The sequence below is a fragment of the Coprococcus sp. AF16-5 genome (assembly GCF_003479365.1).
Taxonomy (GTDB): domain Bacteria; phylum Bacillota; class Clostridia; order Lachnospirales; family Lachnospiraceae; genus Coprococcus; species Coprococcus aceti.
Genome location: NZ_QUGZ01000004.1, coordinates 258,669 through 283,906, shown reverse-complemented (window position 1 = coordinate 283,906; position 25,238 = coordinate 258,669). Strand labels below are relative to the sequence as shown.

General features: G+C 42.2%; 23 protein-coding genes and 1 pseudogene. 18 read left to right on the top strand and 6 right to left on the bottom strand.

Translation table 11 applies throughout. The features are described 5' to 3' along the window. Positions 1 to 58: 58 nt before the first annotated feature. Positions 59 to 958 (top strand): hypothetical protein, encoded by a 900-nt coding sequence (locus DWW70_RS11930; RefSeq protein ID WP_118649913.1) that lies wholly within the window; start codon positions 59 to 61, stop codon positions 956 to 958. A gap of 157 nt (positions 959 to 1,115) precedes the next feature. Here the strand turns inward: DWW70_RS11930 and DWW70_RS11925 are convergent. Then, a pseudogene (locus DWW70_RS11925) lies at positions 1,116 to 2,487 on the bottom strand (IS1380-like element ISClsp2 family transposase). Between the two features lie 260 nt (positions 2,488 to 2,747). Here DWW70_RS11925 and DWW70_RS11920 point away from each other — a divergent pair. Both DWW70_RS11920 and DWW70_RS15590 read left to right on the top strand, forming a co-directional pair. Then, positions 2,748 to 6,167: a M64 family metallopeptidase gene (locus tag DWW70_RS11920; protein WP_118649912.1), complete on the top strand. Its 3,420-nt coding sequence runs from the start codon at positions 2,748 to 2,750 to the stop codon at positions 6,165 to 6,167. Further along, complete coding sequence (locus DWW70_RS15590; RefSeq protein WP_082241386.1) at positions 6,124 to 6,378, top strand: InlB B-repeat-containing protein; 255 nt, start codon at positions 6,124 to 6,126, stop codon at positions 6,376 to 6,378. Before DWW70_RS11920 ends, DWW70_RS15590 begins: the two co-directional genes overlap by 44 nt. 183 nt (positions 6,379 to 6,561) lie before the next feature. Here the strand turns inward: DWW70_RS15590 and DWW70_RS11910 are convergent, their stop codons facing one another. Further along, on the bottom strand, positions 6,562 to 6,798 hold the full coding sequence (locus DWW70_RS11910; RefSeq protein WP_044945660.1) for a DUF6061 family protein: 237 nt from the start codon (positions 6,796 to 6,798) through the stop codon (positions 6,562 to 6,564). A 297-nt stretch (positions 6,799 to 7,095) separates the two neighbouring features. Here DWW70_RS11910 and DWW70_RS11905 point away from each other — a divergent pair, with 297 nt between their 5' ends. Together DWW70_RS11905 and DWW70_RS11900 are read left to right on the top strand one after the other, a co-directional pair. After that, positions 7,096 to 7,791, top strand: coding sequence for a nitroreductase family protein (locus tag DWW70_RS11905; RefSeq protein WP_330423968.1), 696 nt, complete (start codon positions 7,096 to 7,098; stop codon positions 7,789 to 7,791). 209 nt (positions 7,792 to 8,000) lie between these two features. Then, positions 8,001 to 8,480, top strand: coding sequence for an Hsp20/alpha crystallin family protein (locus DWW70_RS11900; protein ID WP_022216070.1), 480 nt, complete (start codon positions 8,001 to 8,003; stop codon positions 8,478 to 8,480). 140 nt (positions 8,481 to 8,620) lie between these two features. On the opposite strand, the gene DWW70_RS11895 is transcribed toward DWW70_RS11900, so the two are convergent. Continuing rightward, on the bottom strand, positions 8,621 to 9,556 hold the full coding sequence (locus DWW70_RS11895) for an AEC family transporter (RefSeq protein ID WP_004849828.1): 936 nt from the start codon (positions 9,554 to 9,556) through the stop codon (positions 8,621 to 8,623). Between the two features lie 155 nt (positions 9,557 to 9,711). Between DWW70_RS11895 and DWW70_RS11890 the strand changes: the two genes are divergently transcribed. The 4 genes from DWW70_RS11890 to DWW70_RS11875 all read left to right on the top strand — a co-directional run bounded on the left by DWW70_RS11890 (position 9,712) and on the right by DWW70_RS11875 (position 14,740). Further along, on the top strand, positions 9,712 to 11,511 hold the full coding sequence (locus tag DWW70_RS11890) for a diguanylate cyclase domain-containing protein (protein WP_118649911.1): 1,800 nt from the start codon (positions 9,712 to 9,714) through the stop codon (positions 11,509 to 11,511). 255 nt (positions 11,512 to 11,766) lie between these two features. Continuing rightward, on the top strand, positions 11,767 to 12,246 hold the full coding sequence (locus DWW70_RS11885; RefSeq protein WP_022216070.1) for an Hsp20/alpha crystallin family protein: 480 nt from the start codon (positions 11,767 to 11,769) through the stop codon (positions 12,244 to 12,246). A 262-nt stretch (positions 12,247 to 12,508) separates the two neighbouring features. Further along, positions 12,509 to 13,846, top strand: a complete 1,338-nt coding sequence (locus DWW70_RS11880) for an acetyl-CoA hydrolase/transferase family protein (protein WP_117874900.1) — start codon at positions 12,509 to 12,511, stop codon at positions 13,844 to 13,846. A 93-nt stretch (positions 13,847 to 13,939) separates the two neighbouring features. Beyond that, on the top strand, positions 13,940 to 14,740 hold the full coding sequence (locus tag DWW70_RS11875) for a metallophosphoesterase (RefSeq protein ID WP_243017723.1): 801 nt from the start codon (positions 13,940 to 13,942) through the stop codon (positions 14,738 to 14,740). A gap of 123 nt (positions 14,741 to 14,863) precedes the next feature. On the opposite strand, the gene DWW70_RS11870 is transcribed toward DWW70_RS11875, so the two are convergent. Further along, complete coding sequence (locus DWW70_RS11870; protein ID WP_015534080.1) at positions 14,864 to 16,390, bottom strand: CoA-transferase; 1,527 nt, start codon at positions 16,388 to 16,390, stop codon at positions 14,864 to 14,866. Positions 16,391 to 16,735: 345 nt separating this feature from the next. Further along, complete coding sequence (locus DWW70_RS11865) at positions 16,736 to 17,332, bottom strand: N-acetyltransferase (RefSeq protein WP_118649909.1); 597 nt, start codon at positions 17,330 to 17,332, stop codon at positions 16,736 to 16,738. A 292-nt stretch (positions 17,333 to 17,624) separates the two neighbouring features. On the opposite strand from DWW70_RS11865, the gene DWW70_RS11860 reads away from it, so the two are divergent. The 5 genes from DWW70_RS11860 (at position 17,625) to DWW70_RS15580 (ending at position 19,044) form a co-directional block, all read left to right on the top strand. Next, complete coding sequence (locus tag DWW70_RS11860; protein WP_015534078.1) at positions 17,625 to 17,918, top strand: type II toxin-antitoxin system RelB/DinJ family antitoxin; 294 nt, start codon at positions 17,625 to 17,627, stop codon at positions 17,916 to 17,918. Further along, positions 17,908 to 18,222 (top strand): type II toxin-antitoxin system RelE/ParE family toxin, encoded by a 315-nt coding sequence (locus tag DWW70_RS11855; RefSeq protein ID WP_015534077.1) that lies wholly within the window; start codon positions 17,908 to 17,910, stop codon positions 18,220 to 18,222. The genes DWW70_RS11860 and DWW70_RS11855 overlap by 11 nt, the downstream gene beginning before the upstream one ends. Positions 18,223 to 18,409: 187 nt before the next feature. Then, positions 18,410 to 18,718, top strand: a complete 309-nt coding sequence (locus DWW70_RS11850) for a type II toxin-antitoxin system RelB/DinJ family antitoxin (protein WP_015534076.1) — start codon at positions 18,410 to 18,412, stop codon at positions 18,716 to 18,718. Next, positions 18,715 to 18,840: a hypothetical protein gene (locus DWW70_RS15585; protein WP_015534075.1), complete on the top strand. Its 126-nt coding sequence runs from the start codon at positions 18,715 to 18,717 to the stop codon at positions 18,838 to 18,840. The genes DWW70_RS11850 and DWW70_RS15585 overlap by 4 nt, the downstream gene beginning before the upstream one ends. An 18-nt stretch (positions 18,841 to 18,858) precedes the next feature. Further along, positions 18,859 to 19,044 carry a type II toxin-antitoxin system RelE/ParE family toxin gene (locus tag DWW70_RS15580; RefSeq protein WP_442852314.1) on the top strand — a complete coding sequence of 62 codons (186 nt, stop codon included), beginning with the start codon at positions 18,859 to 18,861 and terminating at the stop codon, positions 19,042 to 19,044. 66 nt (positions 19,045 to 19,110) lie between these two features. Here DWW70_RS15580 and DWW70_RS15020 read toward each other — a convergent pair whose 3' ends face one another. Beyond that, a complete protein-coding gene (locus DWW70_RS15020) occupies positions 19,111 to 19,392 on the bottom strand; it encodes a sodium ion-translocating decarboxylase subunit beta (protein WP_055145690.1) in 282 nt (93 codons plus the stop codon). Between the two features lie 840 nt (positions 19,393 to 20,232). Between DWW70_RS15020 and DWW70_RS15345 the strand changes: the two genes are divergently transcribed. The 4 genes from DWW70_RS15345 to DWW70_RS11825 all read left to right on the top strand — a co-directional run bounded on the left by DWW70_RS15345 (position 20,233) and on the right by DWW70_RS11825 (position 25,145). Next, positions 20,233 to 20,358: a hypothetical protein gene (locus DWW70_RS15345; RefSeq protein ID WP_004849860.1), complete on the top strand. Its 126-nt coding sequence runs from the start codon at positions 20,233 to 20,235 to the stop codon at positions 20,356 to 20,358. A 237-nt stretch (positions 20,359 to 20,595) separates the two neighbouring features. Then, positions 20,596 to 21,927, top strand: a complete 1,332-nt coding sequence (locus DWW70_RS11835; RefSeq protein ID WP_055145693.1) for a hypothetical protein — start codon at positions 20,596 to 20,598, stop codon at positions 21,925 to 21,927. Between the two features lies 1 nt (position 21,928). Then, positions 21,929 to 22,630, top strand: a complete 702-nt coding sequence (locus DWW70_RS11830) for an ABC transporter ATP-binding protein (RefSeq protein ID WP_015534070.1) — start codon at positions 21,929 to 21,931, stop codon at positions 22,628 to 22,630. Further along, positions 22,593 to 25,145, top strand: coding sequence for an ABC transporter permease (locus DWW70_RS11825; RefSeq protein ID WP_118649908.1), 2,553 nt, complete (start codon positions 22,593 to 22,595; stop codon positions 25,143 to 25,145). The genes DWW70_RS11830 and DWW70_RS11825 overlap by 38 nt, the downstream gene beginning before the upstream one ends. Positions 25,146 to 25,238 lie beyond the last annotated feature (93 nt).

Below are 25,238 nucleotides of genomic sequence, written 5' to 3'. Positions count from 1 at the left end.
ATATTAAGTCAAATTCCTGTTTTTGAAACTGAGAAATCGGAATTTGTGAGGGAAAGAAATGAAGAAAAATACTCCAAGCGATGATGAAATAAAGAATTATAGCCATAAGAAGATGACATTGCCATTGATGGAACATGCTTCTGAAGAAATGAAGGAACTTGTATGGAAGCTTGTTAAAAAGTTAGCGTCTTATGCTCGTGTACCGGGCGCTATGTCAGATTTTAAGAAAATGGCGGTGTTCGCTGAGGATGATGCAATTGTCGATGTAGTTCTGGATACATTACAGGATATGAAATATCCTTTTAAAAACACAGATTTTATACCGGATATCATGGGCTATTATTACTCGATTGCATTGATTTCGCAAAGCATGCATAGAAGGGAAGAAACGATTAAGCTGTTCAATGAGCTTGTTGATTATGCAATCAGTATTAAATCTAACAGCGCATTGCCACTTGCGAGAAATATGGATGTTTTGTCAAAGGAATATCCCGATCTGTCAGATTTATTTGAAAAAGCAAAGACTATCTATAGATTTGATGCAATAGATAGTATAAAAGAAAGGGTGCCTATACAGGTCAATAAGCTTTATCACGATTATACAAATGCAGATAAAATAGAAGCAGAATACATTAATGTTGAAAATCCTGAGGATGGTAAGGTTTTTGTCGAAGTGGATGAAAATGGATATGTCGTAAGAATAGTAGAAAAGGGGAAAAACATTTATACAAAGATATTTAAACATTATAGCTATGACATGATTAATTATGCGATAGTCAGAGATGTTTTGCTGAGAAAACACATGGAAGAAATGCGAATCAATGATATTGCGGATGCAAGAGTTGTCGAAGCTACGAGAACGGATCTTAAGAAACTGTATAGTGATATTGAGATATCTGTAAATAATAAGGAGTTTGCATATATATTAGATGGGCATGAAAAATTCAATAATACCTGAATCCGTGAACCTTGTTTCAAAATGAAAAGGCACACAGGAAATGTTTGCCATATTTGTTATTGTATACTAAATTTTGAAAATGCTGCATAATTTTGCGTTCAAAAAAAGACTGCACCATTTGTGTGCAGCTGCCATTGCCATATTCAGCTACCTGTTGTCAGGTGATGAATGCAAAGCTGTCATAAAGACGCTTGAAAGTAAATCTCCAGCGATTACTCCTTCCAATGGACAGCACCAGACGGCCGGCATGTTCTGTCAGATGTCCCGCAAACTGCATAAGATTACTGATCACCGTACGTATTCTTCGGCGATGTATTTTCTTCCGGCCGGGAGCATCCTTCTTTTTCAGCGATTCCTGCCCTATGATTCGAAGGATATTATATGCGATCATTGTCAGCACCCAGCACCAGTTTGTTGCTCTCAAACTTTCCCGACGGGAGTCTTCCAACATCCATGTCCGTCTTGATTTCACTGTGATACTGCTCACTTTCTCCGTGGGCATGGTAAAGATCAATGACTGTATCGTCTGGCAGGGAAGAGTTTGTCCAGTATGTGCCCAGTTCTATATCGGGTACGATAAAATACTGCCCATATCGGTCAATGGTTCTTTCCGTGATCTCATAAATTGTGCGTATTCCGACAGTTTTCTCCTCGTTATCAGAAAGGGAATATGTCACATTCCGGAAGGTCTGTCCGATATAAATAGTTTTCCCATCACGTGGATGCTGGATATTCTGGCAGCATTCCCTGACGGATTCCAGCCATTCTTCTTTACTTTCCTGTCTGGGATTCCGTTTTATGATGAAAGACACATTGTTGTATTTATAGCTTTCTTCCATAAAGATGCCTATGTTTTCAGATGCATCGTTGCCGGAATCCAGCCGGATGAGCAGTGGTTTTTCCGTCAGCTGTCTGCACAGTTCAATGGTCTCTCTCAGGAAATCAGGAGTTTCTTTCTGGCAGTGCTGTTTCCCAATCCGCAGTTCAAGATTGACGAGGTATCCTTCTGTGCCGATATATGCCATAATTGGTGCATATCCGTCAAAACCCTTGTAGGTACGGGATACGCCTTCCTTATTGGATTTCGAATTGTCAAAGGGGGTTACATCAATATCGACAGGAACAAAGCCGTTATCCAGGGCTGTCGGCTCTATGTGCATTTCACGCAGCATGTCGACATTTGCCTGCTGGATGTCTTTGCGCAGGGAATCCCCGATCATGTCAAAACGCTGACGGAGTGTTTCGGCGGAAGGAATCGCATAGGAGATGCCTAATGCGTATTTGTAGTAGTCAGGGTCATCCATCATTTCACGGACAGCCTCATACTGGGGTTTTCCCTGACAGAGCATACCAATATAGGTGAGGAGCACGTCTCCATTTTTTATCTGTTTCTGCAGATAATCTTTTGAAATTGGAGCACGGTTGATTTTTTTAACAAAACTGCTTTTTCCAAGTATTTGCCCTACGAATACCAGACCACTGGGAGTAATGAGCCGCTCATCGCTGAATTTAATGTGTATTTTCTTCATTGCACTGCCTCCGCCTATCTTTTGATACTTTCATTATATAGGATAATGCATGATGATACAGTAAAAAAACAAAATTTTGTTTAACCTAGTGGGTGAAATAAAATGTATTGCGAAAATCAGTTTCCAGCAGGTATTATTGCTGAAAAAAAGGGATGTAACACTATGGTAAGTTTCACGGAATAAGGTGGATTTTCATTGACGCATATAACACCTTACAATATAATAAAAGCAAATATATAGCTTATAAAGGAGGTTCCTTAATGACGAAAAAAATAACCGCAATATTCTTGGCATTGTGCATGGCAATCTCCGCTTTGCCGATGACCATTCAGGCGGCATCAAAGCCCGATATTAAAGTTGGCGACTATGTTAAAATGGGCGCGTATAACAATGCCTCAATTCTTTGGCGATGTGTAAGCATTGACAATAACGGACCGCTTATGCTTGCAGACAAAATTGTTGACACCCTTGCATATGATGCCAAAACAAATGACAACAGCAATTCAAAATCACACAGCAGAAGCTATAAGCGTGATGATTACGGTTCTAACTATTGGAAAGACAGCAATATGCGTTCTTGGTTAAATTCGACCGCAGCTGAAGGCAAAGTCGATTGGCTTTGCGGCAACCCTCCGAAAGACGGATATGTAAGCGGTGTGGGAGCGTACAACGAAAAAGCGGGTTTTCTCAACGCTTTTTCAAAATCTGAAATTGCGGCAATGAAAACCGTTACCCAGCGTTCTCTCGTTTCTCATCCCGAATACAACAAGGGCATAGTTGATGGAGACGCAAATTCGGATTTGTTATACTACACCGATATTTCGGAAGCGGTGGCAAACTACGACAGTTCATATTTTGAAACTACAACCGAAAAGGTTTTTCTTCTTGATGTAAAGCAGGCTAATGCCGTGTGGAAAAATCTCAAAGGTTATTATGTTGCGTATAATAATGACGGTATGGCTTGGCCTTATTGGCTTCGCACTCCTGTTACCGATTGCAATCACGATATGCGTTATATCAGTTCATCGGGTCAGGTCGGTCGTTATGCTCCGTGGTATTCCGATTTGGGCGTAAGACCTGCATTTTATCTCGATTCCGAATATTTTGTTACAACTTCCGGCAGCGGCTCACAAAGCAGTCCTTATATCGGCTCTGCTCCAAATAAGCAAGAGGATGATTATACAATTTCGGAACCTGCCGAGGACGCAAATCCCGATTGGAATGTCAGCACCGAGCAAAGCATTCAGCTCACCCTCGGCCCGTGGTATTCAAATGACGGAAAATATTCTAATCCTACCATCCCTGTTTATACCATCCAAAAAACACGCAGCGACACGGAAAATATGGTTGTTGTCGTTTGCGGCGAGGGATACACAAAAAGTCAGCAGGGCAAATTCATCAATGATGTCAAACGACTTTGGCAGGACGCTATGAAATATGAACCGTATCGCAGTTATGCCGACAGATTCAATGTTTACGCTCTTTGCACAGCTTCCGAATCGACTTTTGACAATGGTGGAAGCACCTTCTTTGATGTTATAGTCGACAAATATAATTCGCCTGTTATTTCTAATAATCTCCACGGAAGTCAGTGGAAAAATCATATTTTTGAGAGATGTATCGGTCCTGAATTTATCGAGAAAATTCACGATGCTCATATCAAAAAAAAGTGTGATCCAAACACAATTCCGTCCGGTTCGGAATATGAGCCTTATTATTATGTTCACGATTATATTGCTCAGTTCGCTATGGTTGTAAACACAAAATCAGATTTCGGCGGTGCTTATAATAACCGTGAATACGGCTTCCATTATTTCATTTCGCCATCAGACAGTTATCGTGCGTCAAAAACTTTTGCACACGAGTTTGGACACGGTTTGCTCGGTCTCGGTGATGAATACAGTAACGGATATTTGCTTGACGATAAGGAACTTAAATCACTCAATCTTTCCTCGGTTGAAGACCCGGAAAAGATAAAATGGCGACAGCTTTTAGGTTTTAGAAACACATATACCTGCCGCAATGCTTACGGCTCAAAAATGCTTGTTTCAAGTTATGAGTGCATAATGAGAGACACAAACTATCAATTCTGTGAGGTTTGCCGTTTGCAGGGCTTCAAGCGAATGTCTCAGCTTGTTAAGGATGTAGACCTTTATGTTGCAACTCCCGAGGTTAAGGAATATACGGGCGCTTATTCAAAGCCGTCTGATTTTACCGACCTTGAAACAAGTTCATATTATAATTACACATATAATCGCAATGACCGACTTTTGAGCGGCAACAGCAAAAGCAGATTTAATACTAATATGAACGGTAAAAAAATCGAGCTTAGAACTGTTATTCAAAACATTTCAGATAAAAATGCACGACAATTAAAATTCAAAATGTGGATTAAGCACTCCGACGGAAGCGTTGCGACCGATTCATCGGGGAATCCGCTTCAAACAGTACAAACCTTTGACATTCCTGTTTGGAATGATAAGGCAAATTTCTGGCCGCTCGGTGCTTTGGATCACATCAAAAGCGACTTTAATTCAGGCTTAAAGAGTTGCTCGCTTATTTATCAAATTCCGTCTGATGCACAGCTTAAGAGCGGCGATACCGTGGCATTTCAGGTGCTCGATGAAAACGGAAATGTGCTTGCAGACGACAATACGGAAACACAGCGCTACACAACCGTTTCAATTCAGTATAAATTTGAGGACGGCTCTGAAATTCCAAACACTGCCGGCGGAACATTTACCGTGCCATACGGCACAAAGCTTGATTTAACACCGGCAAAAACACTTTATGATTATGAATTTATAAAGGTTGACGGCTTGAATAAGCCTATTGTTTCGGACGGAACGGTTGTTACATATTATTACAAAAATAAAAACGAAGAACACACTCACAATCTGACTTTGGTTGCTGCGAAAGCTGCCACCTGCACAGAGGGCGGTAAGGAAGCATACTACAAGTGCGAAGGTTGTGGCAAGTTCTATGAAGATGTACTCGGTACAAAGGAAATAACCGACCTTGCATCTTGGGGCAATATTGCTAAGATTGCCCACACCACAAAGCAAACCGTAACAAAGGCAACCCCAACAGCAAACGGCAAGATAGTAAATTACTGTTCGGTATGTAAGAAAACTCTTTCAACGACAGTAATTCCAAAGGCATCAAGCATAAAGCTTAAAGCAACATCATTAACATATAACGGAAAGGTTAGAACACCTAAGGTTATTGTTAAGGACAGAACAGGAAAGACACTTGTTAAGAATACTGACTATACTGTGTCTTATGCAAAAGGCAGAAAGTATGTTGGCAAGTACGCAGTAAAGATTACCTTTAAGGGTAAATACAGCGGAACAAAGACGCTTTATTTCACAATCAAGCCAAAGGCAACAAGTATTTCCTCACTTAAAGCAGGTTCAAAGAAGTTTACAGTAAAGTGGAAGAAGCAGGCTACACAGACAACAGGCTATCAGGTACAGTACAGTGCCTCAAGTAAATTCAGCAAGGCTAAGACCGTAACAGTAGGCAAGAATACAACAGTATCAAAGAAAATTTCAAAGCTTTCGGGCAAGAAAAAGTATTATGTAAGAGTTCGCACCTATAAGACAGTTAAGATTAACGGCAAATCCATAAGGATTTATTCAGGCTGGTCAAAAGCTAAGACTGTTACAACAAAGAAATAAAAACTATACCGTAACCTTTGATTCTGCCGGTGGCTCTGCAGTAACGACTCAGACTATCGAAGAAGGTCAGAAGGCAACCAAACCTGCCGCTCCTACCAAGTCTGACGATACCACCAAGCCTTCGGATGATGTTCAGAATCCGCAGACCGGCGACAACAGTATGAGTGGCTGTGGATCGCTCTGCTGTTCGTCAGCGGCTTCGGAGTTGTGACAACTACTGTTTATACTAAATTAGACGAAGCAATTTCTGATGCTGTTAAAACTGGGAAAATCACTCAAGAAGAAGCGAACGCAGCTTACAAATAAATATACGAGGCTTGTCTTAAAAAAGACGAGCTCAAAATGACAATGAAACTGTCACTCTCTGGAGACACTAGGAGTGACAGTTTCATTGTCATAAATAAAATGAATCTTCGGCATCAACCCACATCTGCATAGTTCCATCAAGGTATAGTCTTGCATATTCAAGTGGTTCATCAATAGCAAGTGCATTTAATGCACAATCTAATCTGGGTGTTGTTTTTAAATTCTTTTCTGCTTCCCAGCAGTCAATGCGGAGCATATAGCCAGCAGAAGTATAAACATCAATGCTGTTGCGTTGTGGATTGTATTCTGCAAATATTGTTCTCATCGTATCAAATCTCCTTATCATTCAATCAATCATTTGTTACAAAAATCAGAAGCATTTCAATCAGTTCACCATGTCGTTTTTATTTTGTGTTATACTGTTTTAGAGGATTTTCTTTTCCTTGTATTTTCCCTTATCAGGGTTCATAAATCCATATGGGAAGATATAACATAAGGGAAAGTCTAAGGGAAAGATCACCTGCGACAAACTTAGTGTTTTCAAGGGATTCAGAGATATTTGATAATAAAATATAACAATTATTAAATCCCTTGGAATACATGAAATCTCAATTTAAGTTTGATGGACTATACTCGGCGTAGATATCAGAATGAGAGCGAGGGAAAATGCATGGATATGTTACAGTTGATGAAGGAGAGGCACAGTGTGCGGCAATATAAGGATAAGCCAATCGAGCAGGAGAAACGTGCGGAGATAGACAGGCTTATCTCTGAGATAAATTCTGAGAGCGGACTGAGTATGCAGGCGGTCTACGATGAGCCGAACTGTTTTGATTCGTTTATGGCGCATTACGGCAAATTCACAAATGTTTCTAATTATATAGCGATAGTTGGCGCGAAGAACGACCAGGAAAAGGCCGGCTACTACGGTGAAAAGCTGGTGCTTGGATGTCAGGAACTTGGACTTAACACATGCTGGGTTGCAATGTCACATGGTAAGACCAGGGCAGTCATAGGCAAAGGACAGAAACTGCTGATAGTGATTGCCCTTGGGTATGGTGAGAATCAGGGTGTTGCACACAAGAGCAAAGATATATCAGAAATCAGCAGTGCAGATGTGGAGACAGACTGGTTCACGAAGGGGATGGAGGCGGTGTGTCTGGCACCGACAGCGGTGAACCAGCAGAAGTTCATGTTTGAGCTGAAAGATGAGATGGTGACAGCGAAAGCTCCGAGAGGAATCTGCACGAAGATAGATCTTGGAATTGCCAAATACCACTTTGAGGCTGGGAGTGGACACAAAATCTTCACAAAATAATTAGCACTCACCTCTTGACAGTGCTAACAACTGGGTGTATAACATAGTCAAAGATAAGGAAAGGGATTAGAAAGAAGAGAAAGAATCCCGAAAGTTTATCTTGATAATTATTTTGAAAGTAACAGTAAACAAAAAGTCTAAGTGCCTTGGGGTTTCATAAGAAACCACAATTTCCGACACTTGTTTGAGATTGAAAGGAGAAATGACTTATGTTACCTAGTATTTTTGGAGAAGATTTATTTGATGATTGGATGAATGACTATTTCCCATTTGGAAGGGATTTTGACAAGGAGTTTAGTAAAGCGTTAGCACCTACCGAGCGTGCGCTGTATGGTAAGCATGCAAAGAACATGATGAAGACCGATGTCCGTGAGACAGATGATTCATATGAAGTAGATATGGATCTCCCAGGATTCAAGAAAGATGAAGTAAAGGTTCAGCTTGCTGATGGTTACCTGACAATTGAGGCTGCAAAGGGTCTGGATAAGGATGAGAAGGACAAGAAGAGCGGCAAATATATCAGACGTGAGCGTTATGCCGGCAGCATGAGCAGAAGTTTCTATGTCGGTGAAGGAGTTACTCAGGAAGACATTCATGCAAAGTATGAACATGGCGTACTGAAACTGTCGATTCCTAAGAAGGAAGAGCAGAAGAAAGTAGAGAAGAGTAATTACATCGCAATCGAATAATGTAAGAAATGCGAGATTACTTAATAACAGATGACTAATATTCGTAGAGCCCTCCGTGTATCTGCAAGGTGCAGGTATGCGGGGGGCTCTTTTGCTTGTCTGTTCCAGGGACAATCCTCATGACAAAAGAAACGTCCCCATTAAAGTATCAGCCATGAAAATAATATGACAGCCAAAGGCATGGTTATGATACAGAACAAAGTAGTAAATACATTTAAAAGACTGGAGTATGTTGCATCTTTGTTATATACCTGAACCATCTGGGTGATTGTTGAAGCTGATGGCGTGATGGAGGCAAGGTATACTATGAGTAGTAAGGTTCTTCCGTCTGGAATAAATTCGTATACATGACTTACACACATTATAAGCAGCAAAATAGTAGGCCAGATAACGAGTCTGATGGCAGAGAAAAGGTATAGTTTTGCATTCTTCAGGCTGGCCAGAATCGGCGAATCAGCCATCAGCATACCAGTTACTATCATGCTTAGAGGTGCAAGCATATTCCCGATGTCATTTATCGGTGCAAGGATGACGGCTGGCAGTTTTATCTTGCAGAAAAATAGCAGGAGACCAGCTATTATGGCTAATACATTTATATTGGATATTATCTTTTTCCATTCCAGGTGTGGCTTTTCGGAGAGCATTGTGCTGCAGTGTGTCCAGAGAAATATCAGTTGTACAGACATAAATGCGCATGAATACAGTACATAGTCGGAACCCAGAATAGCACTTACAAGTGGGATAATCATATTTCCCGAGTTGGAATACATGACAGTTGCACATTCAACCGGGGTCCAGTGCCAAAATTTCCTTCCAATATTTATAAAAATCAAAAGCAGAACATGTATAATGACCGCAATGACAGCGGAAAATAACAGTCCCTGCAGTTTTTCTTTTGTAAAATCAATCTCAAATGAACCAATTATGGCACAGGGCATCACCAGGTATACCACGATGATAGATAATATCCGGCTGTCAGATGATTTTAATATATTTTTGTTGACAAGAATAAAACCAAGCAGGATCATAATAAAAAAGTTAATAAGCTTTCCGAGCAAAATTATACTTATCTGCATAGCGATTACCTCTTTTCGTTTCTGTATTATAATACTATTCCTCTAAAAAAACATCCCTGAATGCTGACTTGTCAAAAATGAATGAATGCGATAAAATATGTGCAATTTGTAGAGAACTTGTAAATAGCATCCAAAATAAGGAGAGATGACATACTATGAATTCGCGTAAAAACCATAACAAAAAGCTTATGTTGCCGGTTCTCATTTTTCTGGTTGGCTGTCTGGTTTTGACAGTAGTTTTATATCATTCATATAGATCAAATTATAAACAGGTACGGAATGTCACAGCGCTTAATGCCACAACATATGCAGAACGACTACAGAATGACATGAACCGTGGAGTTGCAATTACAGATACACTTGAAGAGATAGCAATCAGCGAAAATGGGAAAATTGACAATTTTCAAAAAGTTGCTCGGGATCTGATGGCAGATTTTATTCAGAGCATACAGATTGCGCCTGACGGTGTTGTCACAGATATATATCCGGAGGCAGGGAATGAAGCTGGAAAGATAGATTTGATGCATGATGAAAGTCGTGGAGAGATATGCCGCTATGGAAGAGATAAAAATATAGTCACGATGCAGGGTCCTTTTGATTTAAAACAGGGGGGGCAGGGCATTGCGATTAGAAATCCTGTATATCTGGAGGGGGCAGATGGCTCTCCAGTATTTTGGGGATTTACCATAGTAATTATACGTGTTCCGGAGATATTTACAGAATCAATTCAGGCACTCACAAAATTCGGTTATGATTACTCCCTGACAAAGACAGTTTCCCCTTTGTCTGATGATACAGAGATAGTATCATCATCCGGCAATATTATGAAGAATCCGATTACATTTGAGTTTGAATTTTGCGGCAGTCTATTTGATTTTGAGATAATGCCTGCTGATGGCTGGAGTCATGGGTGGAATGTATTTCCGCAGCTGTTTTTGGGAATATGTGTTATTTTGCTCTTAACTGGATTAACGGTGGTCATCCTTGTGATTGAGAGACATCGAGATACATTAAAAAAAATGGCGATAACAGATCCGCTGACTGGACTCTTGAATCGTAAGGGGTTTGACGAACAGCTCAAAAAGGTTATGCAGGGCGATCTTCATATTCATTGCGTGGGTATACAGATGGATATTGATGATTTTAAATTTATAAATGATATGTATGGTCATGTAGTTGGAGATGCCGCACTGAAAAGTCTTGCACAGGACATGCAGAGTTATTTCAATGATAATTCTATTATTTGCAGAAATGGCGGTGATGAGTTCTCCGCCATTCTGGTTGACACAACAGAGGAAGAGGCAAGAAAGAAAATAGAACAATTTACTCTTCAGTCACGGCATATAACATATAATGGTGGGGAGCATCCATTTTACATTTCTCTTGGGTATGCAGAATATCCAAAAGATTGTGAAGATGTTTCGGAGCTTATCAGATGCGCGGATATGGCACTTTATGCGGTAAAACTTCATGGAAAGCATAATTGCAGTCCTTATCGAGGAGCTTATAAGATGCAGCACAGAAGCCAGCTTGGGTTTGCACTTCAGGATGTATCAAAGAATCTTCCGGGAGCTTTCCTTATATATATAGCTGATCCTGAAAATGATAATATTTTATTTGCAAATCGTGAACTGATAGAATTTGCTGGCTGCAGGGATTTTGATGATTTTCTTGATTACACAGATCATAGATTCAGAAACCTGGTCCATCCAGACGAACGGGATTCTGTTGAGACCAGCATCTGGAAACAGATTGATGCAAAGACCAGTGGAAATAATGACTATGTAAGGTTCCATTTTGCAAAAAAAGATGGAACATATCTTCCTGTTCTTGATCACGGAAGAATAGTGGAAAACCGTTATTATGGAAATGTATTCTACGTTTTGATCATGGACTGCGCTCTGGTTGAATCTTATTATGATAACAAAACAGGTCTGGAAACTGTGCCAGAATAGCGGATTGGCTATTACAGGAATAGGACACAAATTCTTCACAAAAGAATTAGCACTCACCTATTGACAATGCTAACAATCAGGTGTATAACATAGTCAAAGATAAGGAAAGGGATAAGAAAGAAGAGAAAGAATCCCGAAAGTTTATCTTGACAATTATTTTGAAAGTAACAGTAAACAAAAAGTCTAAGTGCCTTGGGGTTTCATAAGAAACCACAATTTCCGACACTTGTTTGAGATTGAAAGGAGAAATGACTTATGTTACCTAGTATTTTTGGAGAAGATTTATTTGATGATTGGATGAATGACTATTTCCCATTTGGAAGGGATTTTGACAAGGAGTTCAGTAAAGCGTTAGCACCTACCGAGCGTGCTCTGTATGGCAAGCATGCAAAGAACATGATGAAGACCGATGTCCGTGAGACAGACGATTCATACGAAGTAGATATGGATCTCCCAGGATTCAAGAAAGATGAAGTAAAGGTTCAGCTTGCTGATGGTTACCTGACAATTGAGGCTGCAAAGGGTCTGGATAAGGACGAAAAGGACAAGAAGAGCGGCAAGTATATCAGGCGTGAGCGTTATGCCGGCAGCATGAGCAGAAGCTTCTATGTCGGTGAGGGAGTTACCCAGGAAGACATTCATGCAAAGTATGAACATGGCGTACTGAAACTGTCGATTCCTAAGAAGGAAGAGCAGAAGAAAGTAGAGAAGAGTAATTACATCGCAATCGAATAATGTAAGAAATGCGAGATTACTTAATAACAGATGACTAATATTCGTAGAGCCCTCCGTGTATCTGCAAGGTGCAGGTATGCGGGGGGCTCTTTTGCGTTTTGCAATTAGATGTAAACCAGTAAAGGTGAAAAAATATTATGACTATTTTGGACTGGAATATCTCTAAAAATGTTGAAATGGCATTTGATTTATTTGATAATAGTGATTGAGACTGGTGATGGAGGACAATCGGTGAAACGTTATTCAATAAAGGGGGATTTATATGTTCGATTTTCAGCAAATGTATAGAGAAAAGCTGCGTACACCAGAGGCTGCGGTGGAGTGTGTCAAGGATGGAGACTGGGTCGATTACACATCGTCCCTTGGAAAACCTGTACTACTTGACAGAGCACTGGCAAAGCGGAGAGATGAGCTGCACGATGTGAAGATTAGGGGCAATCTGATGGCTGGGCCTATAGAGGTTGCAGAGTGCGATGACAGTCAGGAGCATTTTGTGTATCATAGCTGGCACTGTTCGCAGTACGAGAGAAAGCTGTGCGATGAGGGCAAATGCTATTATATACCGATGGTGTTCCACAACAATGCGGCTTATTATGAGTATTTCCTCCATGTGAATGTGGTCATGGTGTCGGTGGGACCTATGGACAAGCATGGCTATTTTAACTTCTCGGTGAATACCGGTGTAGCTGCCCCTATTGCCAGGAAGGCGGACATCGTGATAGTTGAGGTGAATGAGCACATGCCTAAGATACGCGGTGGATATGACGAGTGTATTCACATATCGGATGTGGATATGATCGTAGAGGGGGAGCACGAGCCATTTGCTGATGTGAAAACACAGGCACCGCGGGAGGTTGACCGGAAGATAGCGGAGCTGCTCATTCCATACATAGTAGATGGTTCAACACTGCAGCTCGGTATCGGGGGAATGCCAAATGCGGTGGGTGAGATGCTGGCTCAGTCGGATCTCAAGGATCTTGCCATGCACACGGAGCTCTGCTCGGATGCATATCTAGCCCTGTACAAGGCGGGCAAGCTGACAAATAAATACAAGAACATAGACCGAGGAAAAGGCGTATTTGGCTGTGCCATCGGTTCAAATGAGCTGTATGAGTGGCTGGACGACAATCCGGGAATCGCCGCATATCCACTTGAGTATGTGAACAGGCCATATGTCATATCGCAGATAGACAACATGGTGTCCATAAACAGCTGTGTGGCTGTGGATCTGTACGGACAGGTTGCGGCGGAGAGCAGTGGTTCACGCCAGATCAGCGGAACCGGCGGACAGCTCGATTTCCTGATCGGAGCCTCGGGCTCCCGTGGCGGCAAGGCGTTTATTTGCATGAGTTCCACACACACCGACAGGAATGGGGTGAAGCATTCCAGGGTAAAACCGCAGTTCAATGGAGATATCATCACCTCGCCGAGAAGTCAGGTGTACTTTCTTGCGACAGAGTACGGTGTGATAAACCTTGAAGGACGATCCACATGGGAGAGAGCGGAGGCTCTGATATCCATAGCCCATCCTGATTTCCGGGACATGCTGATAAAGGAGGCACAGGAGAGAAAGATCTGGCGGAGGTCGAATAAGAGATGAGAAGATCATGGCATTATAAAAGTGGGGCTGCGAATGAAAGGAAAATCTAAAAAACAAAAAAGTAGAAATACGAAAAAGCAGAAATATATAAAATTGGCAATTACTCTGAGCATAGTTATTGTCATAATATTGTTCTGCAATTTTCAGAACAAACACCTTGAAACCACACATTATACATATGCGGCAGAGCAGCTTGGCGCAGATCTTGAGGGATATCGCATCGTCCAGATATCGGATCTGCACAATGCAAAGTTTGGCAAGAATAACCAGAAACTGGTGGACAGGATAAGAGAATGTGAACCTGATATGATCGTCCTGACCGGAGATCTTGTGGACTCAAATCACACAAATGTAGACCGCGCAGTCCAATTTGTGGATGAGATCGTGAAAATATGTCCGGTATACTATGTCACAGGCAATCATGAATATTGGCTTGAGAAATCTGAATATGACGAGCTTATGGATGGGCTTATAGGTGCCGGGGTGGTTATTCTGGATGATCAGGTTGTGGAGATATCCATGGGTGATGCAAAGTTTAGGCTGGTTGGGCTGGACGATAAAAGTCTTGCGGATGGAACACTGGAGGCGTTGCTTAGTGATGAAAAGGAGCTCACGGTCGTTCTTGCACATGAGCCACAATACCTTGTCAGGTATGCCAGCATCGGTGTTGATCTCGTGCTTTCCGGACATGCCCACGGCGGACAGTTCAGACTGCCGTTTGTCGGCGGGATAGTGGCTCCGGATCAGGGATTTCTTCCCAAATATACAGCAGGTGAATATTATATGAATGGCACCGAGATGATAGTCAGCCGAGGCCTTGGCAACAGTGTGATTCCGGTGAGGCTGTTTAACTTCCCGGAGATAGTATGCGTGGAGCTGGTGGGGAAGCATTAGTTATTGTGAGAAAGTTAATGTAGATAAGAAAATGATGTACATAAAAGATCGTGGGAAGATTTTGAGTAGGGATCTTCTCACGACCTTTTAATATATTAGGATTTATTTTTCTCAGCCTTCTAGCTATCGCAGCCTTTCATCCACCTCAACCTTGAAAGGAAGCTTGTTCAGAATGTCATGTTCAAGATCAATTCCCGGGTACACCTCAATGAGCTTAAGTCCCTTTTCAGTGAGCTCAAATACGCATCGTTCTGTGACGTATATAACCCTCTGCCTGTTTGCCAGCGCACGTTTTCCTGAGAAACTGATGCTTCTGACATCGTTTACGAACTTAGGAATGCTTCCCTCGTTTTTGATGGTCACGATGCCGTCATTGTCCTCCACGGCAAGCCCCTTCGTGTCAAATGTGAGACAGAATACAACGGTTGCTGTCTTGGCGGTGATATTTGCAAATCCACCTACACCGGCAAATGCGCCAGGACCCTTGTGGGCATTTACATTCCCGAACCTGTCAACCTCGATTCCGCCCATGAAGCAGATATCAAGACCGCCATTGTTGTAGAGATCAAACTGGTTTGCCATGTCATATATGGAGTCTGCGCCGATAACAGCGCCGAACACCTTGCCCGATGCAGGAAATCCTCCTACACCTCCGGATTCTACGGTCAGGGTTATCTTGTCCAGAATACCGTTCTCTCTGGCATACTTGGATACAGTCTCCGGAATTCCAACACCTATGTTGACTATATCGTCCGGTTTCAATTCCAGAGCGGCCCTTCTTCCAATGATCTCTGCGCTTGTATTGACGACATTCTTTGTCTTGGTACGACCGGAAAGCATCTCAGCCCAGTCCTGCCACTGTGAATATGGAATCTCAAAACTTCCTGTCAGGGATTCGTATGATGCGTGTCTTGGCTCCGGCGGTATCTCAACGATAGCGTCAACCAGACATCCCGGAATGATGGTATTGTGAGGTCTTGATGGCCTTGCCACAAGTCTGTCAACCTGCACGATGACCTTTCCGCCATTTGCCTTTACTGCCTGACAGATGGACAGCGCATCTCCTGCGGTAAACAGATCCTCAAATGAGATGTTGCCCTTGCGGTCGGCAGCAGTTCCCTTGATGATAGCCACGTTGATAAGCGGCAGCTTGTAGTAGAGAAATTCCTCACCGTCCAGCTCGACGTATTTAACAAGTGAGTCATCCTTTGATATGTTGTTGATTCCCGGTCCCTCAAGTCTAGGATCGACAAATATATCCAGCCCGACCTTGGAGAGTGCTCCCGGAAGTCCGCCGGCCTGCGCACGTATTGCGTGTGAGATACAGCCGAGTGGGAGATTGTATGCCTCAAATCTGTCCTCAAGGACAAGCTTCTTGGTGCTGTACATGGCACCGAAATGTCCACAGATGATCTTGTCAACGGCGCCGTCTCTTATGTATCCCTCTGCCGCCTTGTTCTCATCCCACGCACCAAAGCCCGCGCTTGATATAGCTGTGAGGTGCTTCGGCGAACCTGTCCTCTGGTATCTTTTATATAATGCTTCGTGAAGCTCGATTGGAATATCTATGCCGAGAAATGAGTTGAGTGCGATCACATCTCCGTCATTTATAAGATCCATTGCCTCGTCGGCTGTCATTATCTGGTACATTTGTCTAACCTCGTATCTATAGAATCCTTTGCTGAATTTTAGTCAGTCACTTGTTATTTTTATCTTTTGAGGATGAGATGTCAAGAAGATTATTAAGGGGAATGGTGATATTGGGGTAGAAAAATTCGACTTATCCTAAAAAGATAAAAAACTTTCTTTTTTCTGACGAAAAATGCGCAAAGGATACAGAAAATCGCAAGTTTGTATCTTTTTGGAGGTTTATAACAAATAAGCGAAAATTTTATGCACAGAAGAGCAAGATTAAGTCAAAAAGATAAAATTAAAAATGCCAGATAAATATGAGCAATGGTTTGGAACTCATATCTAGCTGACATTTTTAGTTTTCTAATCAGGATACTTGATCAGATCGTACATCTTACCATAAGCGCCCATATCGCGCACACCCTCAAGCTCCATGCCGAGATGCATGTATTTGTCGCACTTTGACTTGGCATCCGTCTCAAGGATGACTGGAACGTGCAACCTGTTTCCCTCAGAGAAAGCCATGTCCAGAACTTTTCTCATGTATCCCTGTCCCTGGTATTGTTCGCGGACGCAGACCATGCCGACGAATATAAAATCTTTCTTCTCTTTCTTCATTCGATCTTGAAGGGATTTTCCTCCCTTGGACAGAGCTTTTCCCATGCAGATCATTTCTTTAAGGCTCATGTTGCGAAACAGTGCTTTGAGGATAGCCATGCCCGCCTTGAGATTTATTTTCTGTCCCGGCAGGGTGTAGGCGATATATCCCTCGCCCCGCTCACTGGTCGCGTAGAGCATTTGTCCCTCAAATGCCATGCGGACGTAGCCTGCAATGTAATTTGCTACGGCTTCTTTGCTGCTGTAGAACACTCCCATACCTGTTTCCTGCCCATAGTCGTAATATCCAAACGCATGGCCGATATCCTCGGCTACCTGCGCATCCCATTTTGTTATCTTCATTGTATTTTCTCCGTTCGATAATTATATTGTAGTTTCTAATTTGATTTATATGGTTAGACATACCTAACCATAATCATATTATCATATATAGAGTGAAAATGAAACTATGATCTCATTCAGGATGACATGATAGAAATATATGAAGATGTGAAGGATGCCGATGTCATAGTGTTTGCATATGAAACATCACTACTAAAACAATACATTTGTATTGAATTGGCATAAATTAAGTATTATAATTTATAAAGAAGCGGTGGAGTTGCATATTATTAATACTAGGAGGTGCATGAGAATGGCAAGCACAATACAGGTAAGGGTAGACAATGATCTTAAGTCAAAATCAGATAAATTATTTCATGATCTTGGAACAGATACTACGACAGCTATAAGAATTTTTCTTACCCAGGCAGTTGCAAATAATGGATTTCCATTTGAGATAAAAAGGGTTGTTACAGATCCATATGTGGCAATGACAGAGGAACAGATGATAGACAAACTGGCGAAGTCAAGACAACATGCTGAAAAAGGTGAATGTCGTGATGCTGATGTTGTGATAGATGATATGAGGAAGAAGTATGACTTATGAGGTGGTTTTGACAAAAGATGCAGAGAATGATTTGGATAATTTTATTCAATATCTCTTATTTGAAAAACATAGTAAACAGGCTGCAGCAAATGTTCTTCAGGACTTTGAGAATACGAAAAGAAGTTTGGAAAAAATTGCTTCAAGTTTGAAACTATGTGATAATCTGCGCTTGAGAAAGCTGGGATATAGAAGAATTAATTTTGAAAGGCATAGATATTTTATGTTATATCGAATAGAAGGAGAACGTATTATAGTAGATAATATATTTCACGAATTACAGGATTTTGAGGGGAAAATGATATAGAACAATCCGTAGCGCAATTAACATTAAAGAGTGGGAAGCAATACAATACGCTTCCCACATATTTTTCTTATATGAGTAAGTGTATGATAGTGTATTTCTATTTGAGATAAAAGTATTGCTGTTGTGCGGACATATGCTTATAATTAAGGATAGATGGAAACACTACTTATGAAAGGAGATGCTTTATATGGCTACAAAATCTGCAAATTTATATGCAAGGATTGAACCAGATGTCAAAGAAAAAGCAGAAAGTATCTTGGCTACACTGGGTATCCCTGCTTCTAGTGCTATAAATATGTTTTATAAACAGATTATCTTACAGAGAGGACTTCCATTTGAAGTAAAAATACCATATGACAGACCTGTTGACATCAGCACATTATCAGATGCAGAGTTCGATGAAGAATTGGAGAAAGGATATGCTGATATGCAGGCTGGACGGACGAAAAATGCTAAAAAGGTCTCTACTGACATTCGTAAGGATTATGGAATATGATATATGAATTAGAGATATCCGAGCAGGCTGACAATGATCTGAGAGGAATTTTTGAATATATTGCCTTTGAATTACAATCTTCTCAAAACGCAAGCGGACAGCTTGACCGTCTGGAAGAGTAGATATTAAGTCTGGATACGATGCCGGAGCGTTATCGAAGATACGAGAAAGAACCGTGGAAAAGCCGTGGACTTCGTGTATTACTAGTAGATAATTATGTGGTATTTTATATTCCTGATAGCGATAAAAAGGTTGTAACCATTCTTAGAGTAATGTATGCAGGACGTGACACAGACAATCAGTTAAATCTATACACAAAGCAATAGGGTAAAGCAAATGCTACAGCAGCATAAAACTGCTGTGGCATTTTGTGTATATAAAACCATGTAATTTTAACTCAAAAGCGTTATATAAATTCCCGTAAGTATCGCAGTCGTTATAACTCCGTAGATATTTGCGCCCAGGGCGTAGTCGAGAATAAATGCTGAAGGGTCAGCCTTGGATGCCGCCTTCTGGGCGACCTTTGCGGTAGAAGGTACGCATGACACTCCGGCAATACCGACAGTAGGGTTGAAGTTTCCACGTTTGAAGAGGTATACGATGTAGCCTCCGACTATTCCGCCGATACCTGAGAGGAGCAGCGCGAGCATTCCAAGGATCAGGAGCTTGAGCACCTGTTCATTCAGGAACCAGCTTTTGTTTGGATGTGATCTTGCTTTTTCTCTGTTCCCTGACGATGGCTTTGCCTCTTATGCTCTTCGGTATGAGCAGCTTGAGTGATGCAAATAAAACCATAGGTCCGTCCGCACCGCCGATGATGGAGACTGCGGCTGAAGAACCGGCATCGAGGCCCATTGCCCTGGCGATAGGGTATGTAAGTATGGTGCCCGCCTCTGAGTCCGTTGCTGAATGTGAGTGTGTATATCGGCTGCAGAAAATCTATCTGCATATATTTCATCAGGTCATCGATGGATGAAAGCGGGGGATTGATGATCAGATTTCCTGTCTGGTTATTTTCAAGGAACAGGACACCGGCACAGTCAAGAAGCTCTTCGAAGCCCTTGGCATTTTGTCTTCTCCTGGTAAGCTGTTCGCCGGTTCTTACATTGTAGACTATATTTGCCTCTATAATCCGATTTGCATCGGGGGTCTTTATGGCCTTGTTTTCAAGGGATGACTTGGCATGGCTGTCAGCTCCTTTTTGCTAATAACACCCACAATATATCCAATTGAGAAAATGGTTTCAATGAACCGCGGGGAAATTGGGGGTATCTGAACCATATCTTTGCCGAGGGGCAGTACGCTTTCCCGGTTAATATGCGAGTACCTAATCTTCACAAAATCTTCACAAAATAATTAGCACTCACCTATTGACATTGCTAGCATAGAGGACTATAACATAGTCAAAGATAAGAAAAGGATAGCACAACCGGTGGTGCACATGACCGTTTGACATATGCACTGCAGATTTCTGTTATATAACATTTTAGGAAAACAGAAAGGAAGTGTTCAAAATGGATAAAAATCCAAAGCATCCATTGAAGAAAAAGAAAGCAGTTCAGAAGGTATATGCAACAGCAAATCACAACGCTGCAGCAGCTGAAGAACCGGCTACACCAAAGTCAAAAAAGCATAAATAGTATATGAGACAAAGGTCCCCTGTATCTGCATCAGGCAGGTATGGGGGACTTTTTTTTGTCGTGGGAACAGCAATATATAAATTTGATTTCTGAATATGGGGTTACTGATGTATAATATATATAACAAATATTTATGGGATATATTGTCGGACTTGACAGACTGATATATTTTCGAACTAAAATATATTGAGTGTTGATGGGATAATAGATTTGGGACACATGGGGAATATGAAAAATATGGAGAATGCGGAAGGAACGGAAACAACAGATAAGGTCAGAAAAACGGGTAAGCTGGATGAGAAGCTTTTGCCGCCGGACAAGCTTGTACTGCCTAAGGCCTCTACGCCCCAAAATCAGAACAAGCTTAATATGAAGATACTTCTGGTGGAAATTCTCATTGTGGCAGTGATCGCTGTGATTGTGATAGTTATGGCAGTAAATGGTAAGGGCAGGAATCCTGACATGAAAGGGTATTACTATAGAGGGCGCTGGCATCCAATAGGATTCGCCGGCATAGACCTGTATGGTTTCATTATGCTCATACTTATGTGTATTGGCCTCGGAGTGATGCGGGTAATCCCGGGTACTATAGCGGATTTTTCGACAAGACCGGGGAAAGAGAAACGTGGGGAGCTTGAATCTATCAGGAGAAATAATTATGCAAAGCATTTGTGCAGATTGATCGAGATCGATAAGACGGAAATTTTGGATAATATGAGAGATAGATTCAATCCTGTAGTCCAAATCTTTTTTTCGGAGGCGCAGGCTGAATGTCTGAATAGATCGAGGGCCTGCAATCATCTTATGGTCAGACTGGGGCTTGGCAGTGTGGATATATCTGATCATGTGGTGGTTCAGGAGGCTGGCGGAAAGCGGGAGAGAGAGGTACAGCTCACAGACGTTGCAAATGAGGTGAAGATAAAAACGGCAGTTATCCACGACTTGCCGGTGGTGCTGGATCTCAGCCGTACCGGGGTTATAGGAATAGTAAGTGATGGAAATAAAAAGAGTGCATTTGATATAGCGAGAAATATCATAGGCCAGCTTGAGATAAATGAGACAAATGACAGGATTCAGCTAGCATTTGCCTGTGATCCGGGTGATGGTGAATGGGTAGGATATGATGAGCTTTATCTGGCGGACCGTAAGAATGGAGAAATCTCTTTTGCCGCAGGAGAAGCTGATGTGAAGGGCTTGTTAGACATGCTGGCAAATGAGCTTCAGAAAAGAAATGGTACTCTGGATTATTTTGTGAACAGCGAGAATGTAGGCGGATATAGGCATATAGTTTTGTTTGTTGACGATCCCGGACTTCTGGAGGGGCATTTGATAAATCGGTACATTTTGCCGGGGGAAGAAAATCTGGATTTTACAGTTGTCGTTCTCTCTGATGATGAAGAGAAGTTTATTTTGGAGATGGACTGTGAGATAATACAAAATGATGATTTTGCGGGAATATATAAGCCTGGAACGGAAGAGTGGATAGAGATCAAATTTGACAGGGTGACCGAGGCAAGGCTGTGGAGTCTGGATGAGATTGTAAGAAAGAACAGTGGAAGGATGGTGTGAGATGAGCTACGTAGAATTTAAAGATGTTAAGAAGGTATACAAGACAGGAGAGGTGGAGATCAATGCTCTCCGTGATGTGGATTTTGAGATAGAAAAGGGAGAGTTCTGTGTCATAGTCGGAGCCTCCGGTGCGGGCAAGACTACTATCTTGAATATACTTGGCGGTATGGACACTCTGACAAGCGGCAGCGTGAAGCTGGATGGCAGAGAGATATCAACTCTGAATAAGAGACAGCTCACGGCATACAGAAGGTATGATGTGGGATTCGTGTTCCAGTTCTACAATCTGGTACAGAACCTCACAGCACTTGAGAACGTGGAGCTGGCGGCACAGATCTGTAAGGAACCGCTGGATGCTGCAACGGTTCTGAAGCAGGTGGGACTTGAGGATCGTATGGCGAACTTCCCGGCACAGCTCTCAGGTGGTGAGCAGCAGAGAGTTGCCATAGCAAGGGCGCTTGCAAAGAATCCAAAGCTTCTGCTCTGTGATGAGCCGACCGGAGCTCTGGATTACAACACAGGCAAGGCTGTGTTGAAGCTCCTTCAGGATACATGCAGAAATACGGGAACGACAGTTATAGTCATAACGCACAACCAGGCACTCACAGCCATGGCGGACAGAGTCATCACGGTTAAGAGCGGAACTGTGGAGAAAGTGGTTATGAATGATAACATCAGGAACGTTGAAGATCTGGAATGGTAGGTGGCCTATGAAATCAATGATGAGACGCACGACATTTCGTGAGATAAAAAATACATTTGGAAGATTTGCAGCCATCATGGCGATCATAGCCCTGGGCGTGGGATTCTTCTCGGGTCTCAAGATGACGAAGCCGGACATGATGAATACCATATCGAATTTCCTTGACAAGGGAAATTTCTATGATCTGCATCTTCTGTCAACTCTTGGATATACGGATGATGACGTGGATTCATTTGCCGGGGAGAAGGATGTGCTGTACGCTGAGGGCGGTTATAGTCTGGACGTCCTATACAAGAACCAGGGTGAAAATGACAGGGTGTTGAAGACTATGTCAGTTCCGGAAAACATCAATAAACTGAGTCTTGTGGACGGACGCATGCCGGAAAAGGAAGATGAATGTGTTGTAGATGCCAAGATGGACAGTATAAAGATAGGTGATGTCATAGAGGTGGCAGATGACGATGCAGCAGAAGGTGAGGACAGCAGTACACAGGATATCCTTAAGGTGAAGAAATTCACCGTTGTCGGAACTGTCAACTCCCCTCTTTATATTAATTTTGAAAGAGGCACCACAACCCTTGGAAATGGTAAGATCGCGGGCTTTGTATATGTCAGCCCTGAAGCATTTGACAGCGAATGCTACACCGATGTATATGTGAAATTTGACAGAAAGTTTGATATGTATGCCGATGAGTATGAAGACTATATAGACGACAGGAAGGACGAATGGGAGTCAATATGTAAGACCAGTGTACTGGACAGATATAAGGATATCCTCATGGCAAAGGGTATGACGGAGGATATGGTGAAGGACATAACGCTGGATGATGCAGATGGTGTGAATTATTACATACTCGGCAGGGAGACGAATATCGGATATGTCTGCTTTGAGAGCGATTCAGACATAGTGAATGGAGTTGCAAAGGTATTTCCGGTATTCTTCATATTGGTTGCCGTGCTCGTGTGTATGACTACCATGAACAGAATGGTTGAGGAACAGCGCTCTATGATAGGCATGTTGAAGGCTCTCGGCTATGGCAAGGCGGCTATCATGGGAAAATATATGATCTATTCGGGAACTGCAGCTGTAGTAGGATGTGCAGGTGGATATCTTATAGGTACATATGTATTTCCGGAGGTTATCTGGTATGCATATCATATGATGTATATACATGTGCCGCTTGAGAGAACCACAGACTGGACGCTGGTTATTGGCGTGCTGGCAGCATCCCTTTTGTGCACTGTAGGTACAACTTGGTTTTCCTGTAGATACGAGCTTTCTGAGACTGCGGCAAGTCTTATGAGGCCTAAGGCTCCGAAGCCGGGCAAGAGGGTGTTCCTTGAGCATATCCCATTTATATGGAAGAGACTGAAATTTCTGAGAAAGGTAAGTGTCAGAAATGTATTCAGATATAAAAAGCGTTTTTTTATGATGATAATAGGAATAAGCGGCTGTACTGCGCTGCTGCTCACAGGCTTTGGAATAAATGATTCCATAAGCGGATTTGCGGACAATCAATATGGGGAGATACAGGTCGGAGATGGAGTGATAACGCTGAATACACCGATTGCGGGTGATAGAGAAGATGAGCGCTTCAGTAGTCTGAAAGACCGGCTGGAGGAGGATACCTCCTGCTATGATCTCGTCAGTGAATCTACCTGGGATCTGGTTCATGATGGTGGCGTAAAGTCCGTGAACATGGTCATCATGGAAGAACCTGAGCACGTTGACAGGTATATGAAGTTGGCGGATAAAGATGGTGCGAAGATAGAATATCCGGGCAAAGGGGAAGCTGTGATCAATACTGCGCTGGCAGAACAGTACGACATCAAAACGGGCGATGTAATAACGGTCAGAGACAGCGAGATGAAAGAGATAAGAGTTTCCGTATCAGGCATATTCAGGAATCATGTATACAACTATGTGTATATATCACCTGAAACATATGAGGATCAGATGGGGGAAGCACCTCAGTACAAATCGGTGTACTTCAATCTTGAGGAAGGCGCAGATTCGCACGAGATATCTGCTGATCTTATGGGTGATGCAGCAACAGCATCAGTGACTATCAACAAGGATATGAAGAACAGGATATCTAAGATGATGGAGAGTCTGAATTATATAGTAATTGTAGTTATACTCTCGGCGGGGGCGCTTGCATTTATCGTTCTCTACAACCTGACAAATATCAATATCACAGAGCGCCTCAGGGAGATAGCAACCATAAAGGTTCTGGGATTTTTCAAAAACGAGACTTCAGATTATGTGTTCAGGGAGAACAGAGTCCTGACAACATTTGGAATCGCTGTGGGACTTGTGCTTGGAGTGTTTTTGCATGCATTTGTCATAGGACAGATCAAGGTGGATATGGTCGCATTTGATACATATATAGCGCCGATGAGCTATGTGTACAGTATCGTTCTGACATTTGTGTTCAATTTCCTTGTCAACAGAGTCATGTCAGTCAAGCTTGATAAGATAAATATGGCGGAATCGCTTAAGTCGGTGGAATGATCCTTTCATATATGGCATGTAACAGAATAGTTTAGATGTTTATTACGATCCACAGGGCGTACAGTATAGACGGTACGTTCTGTGGATTTTTTT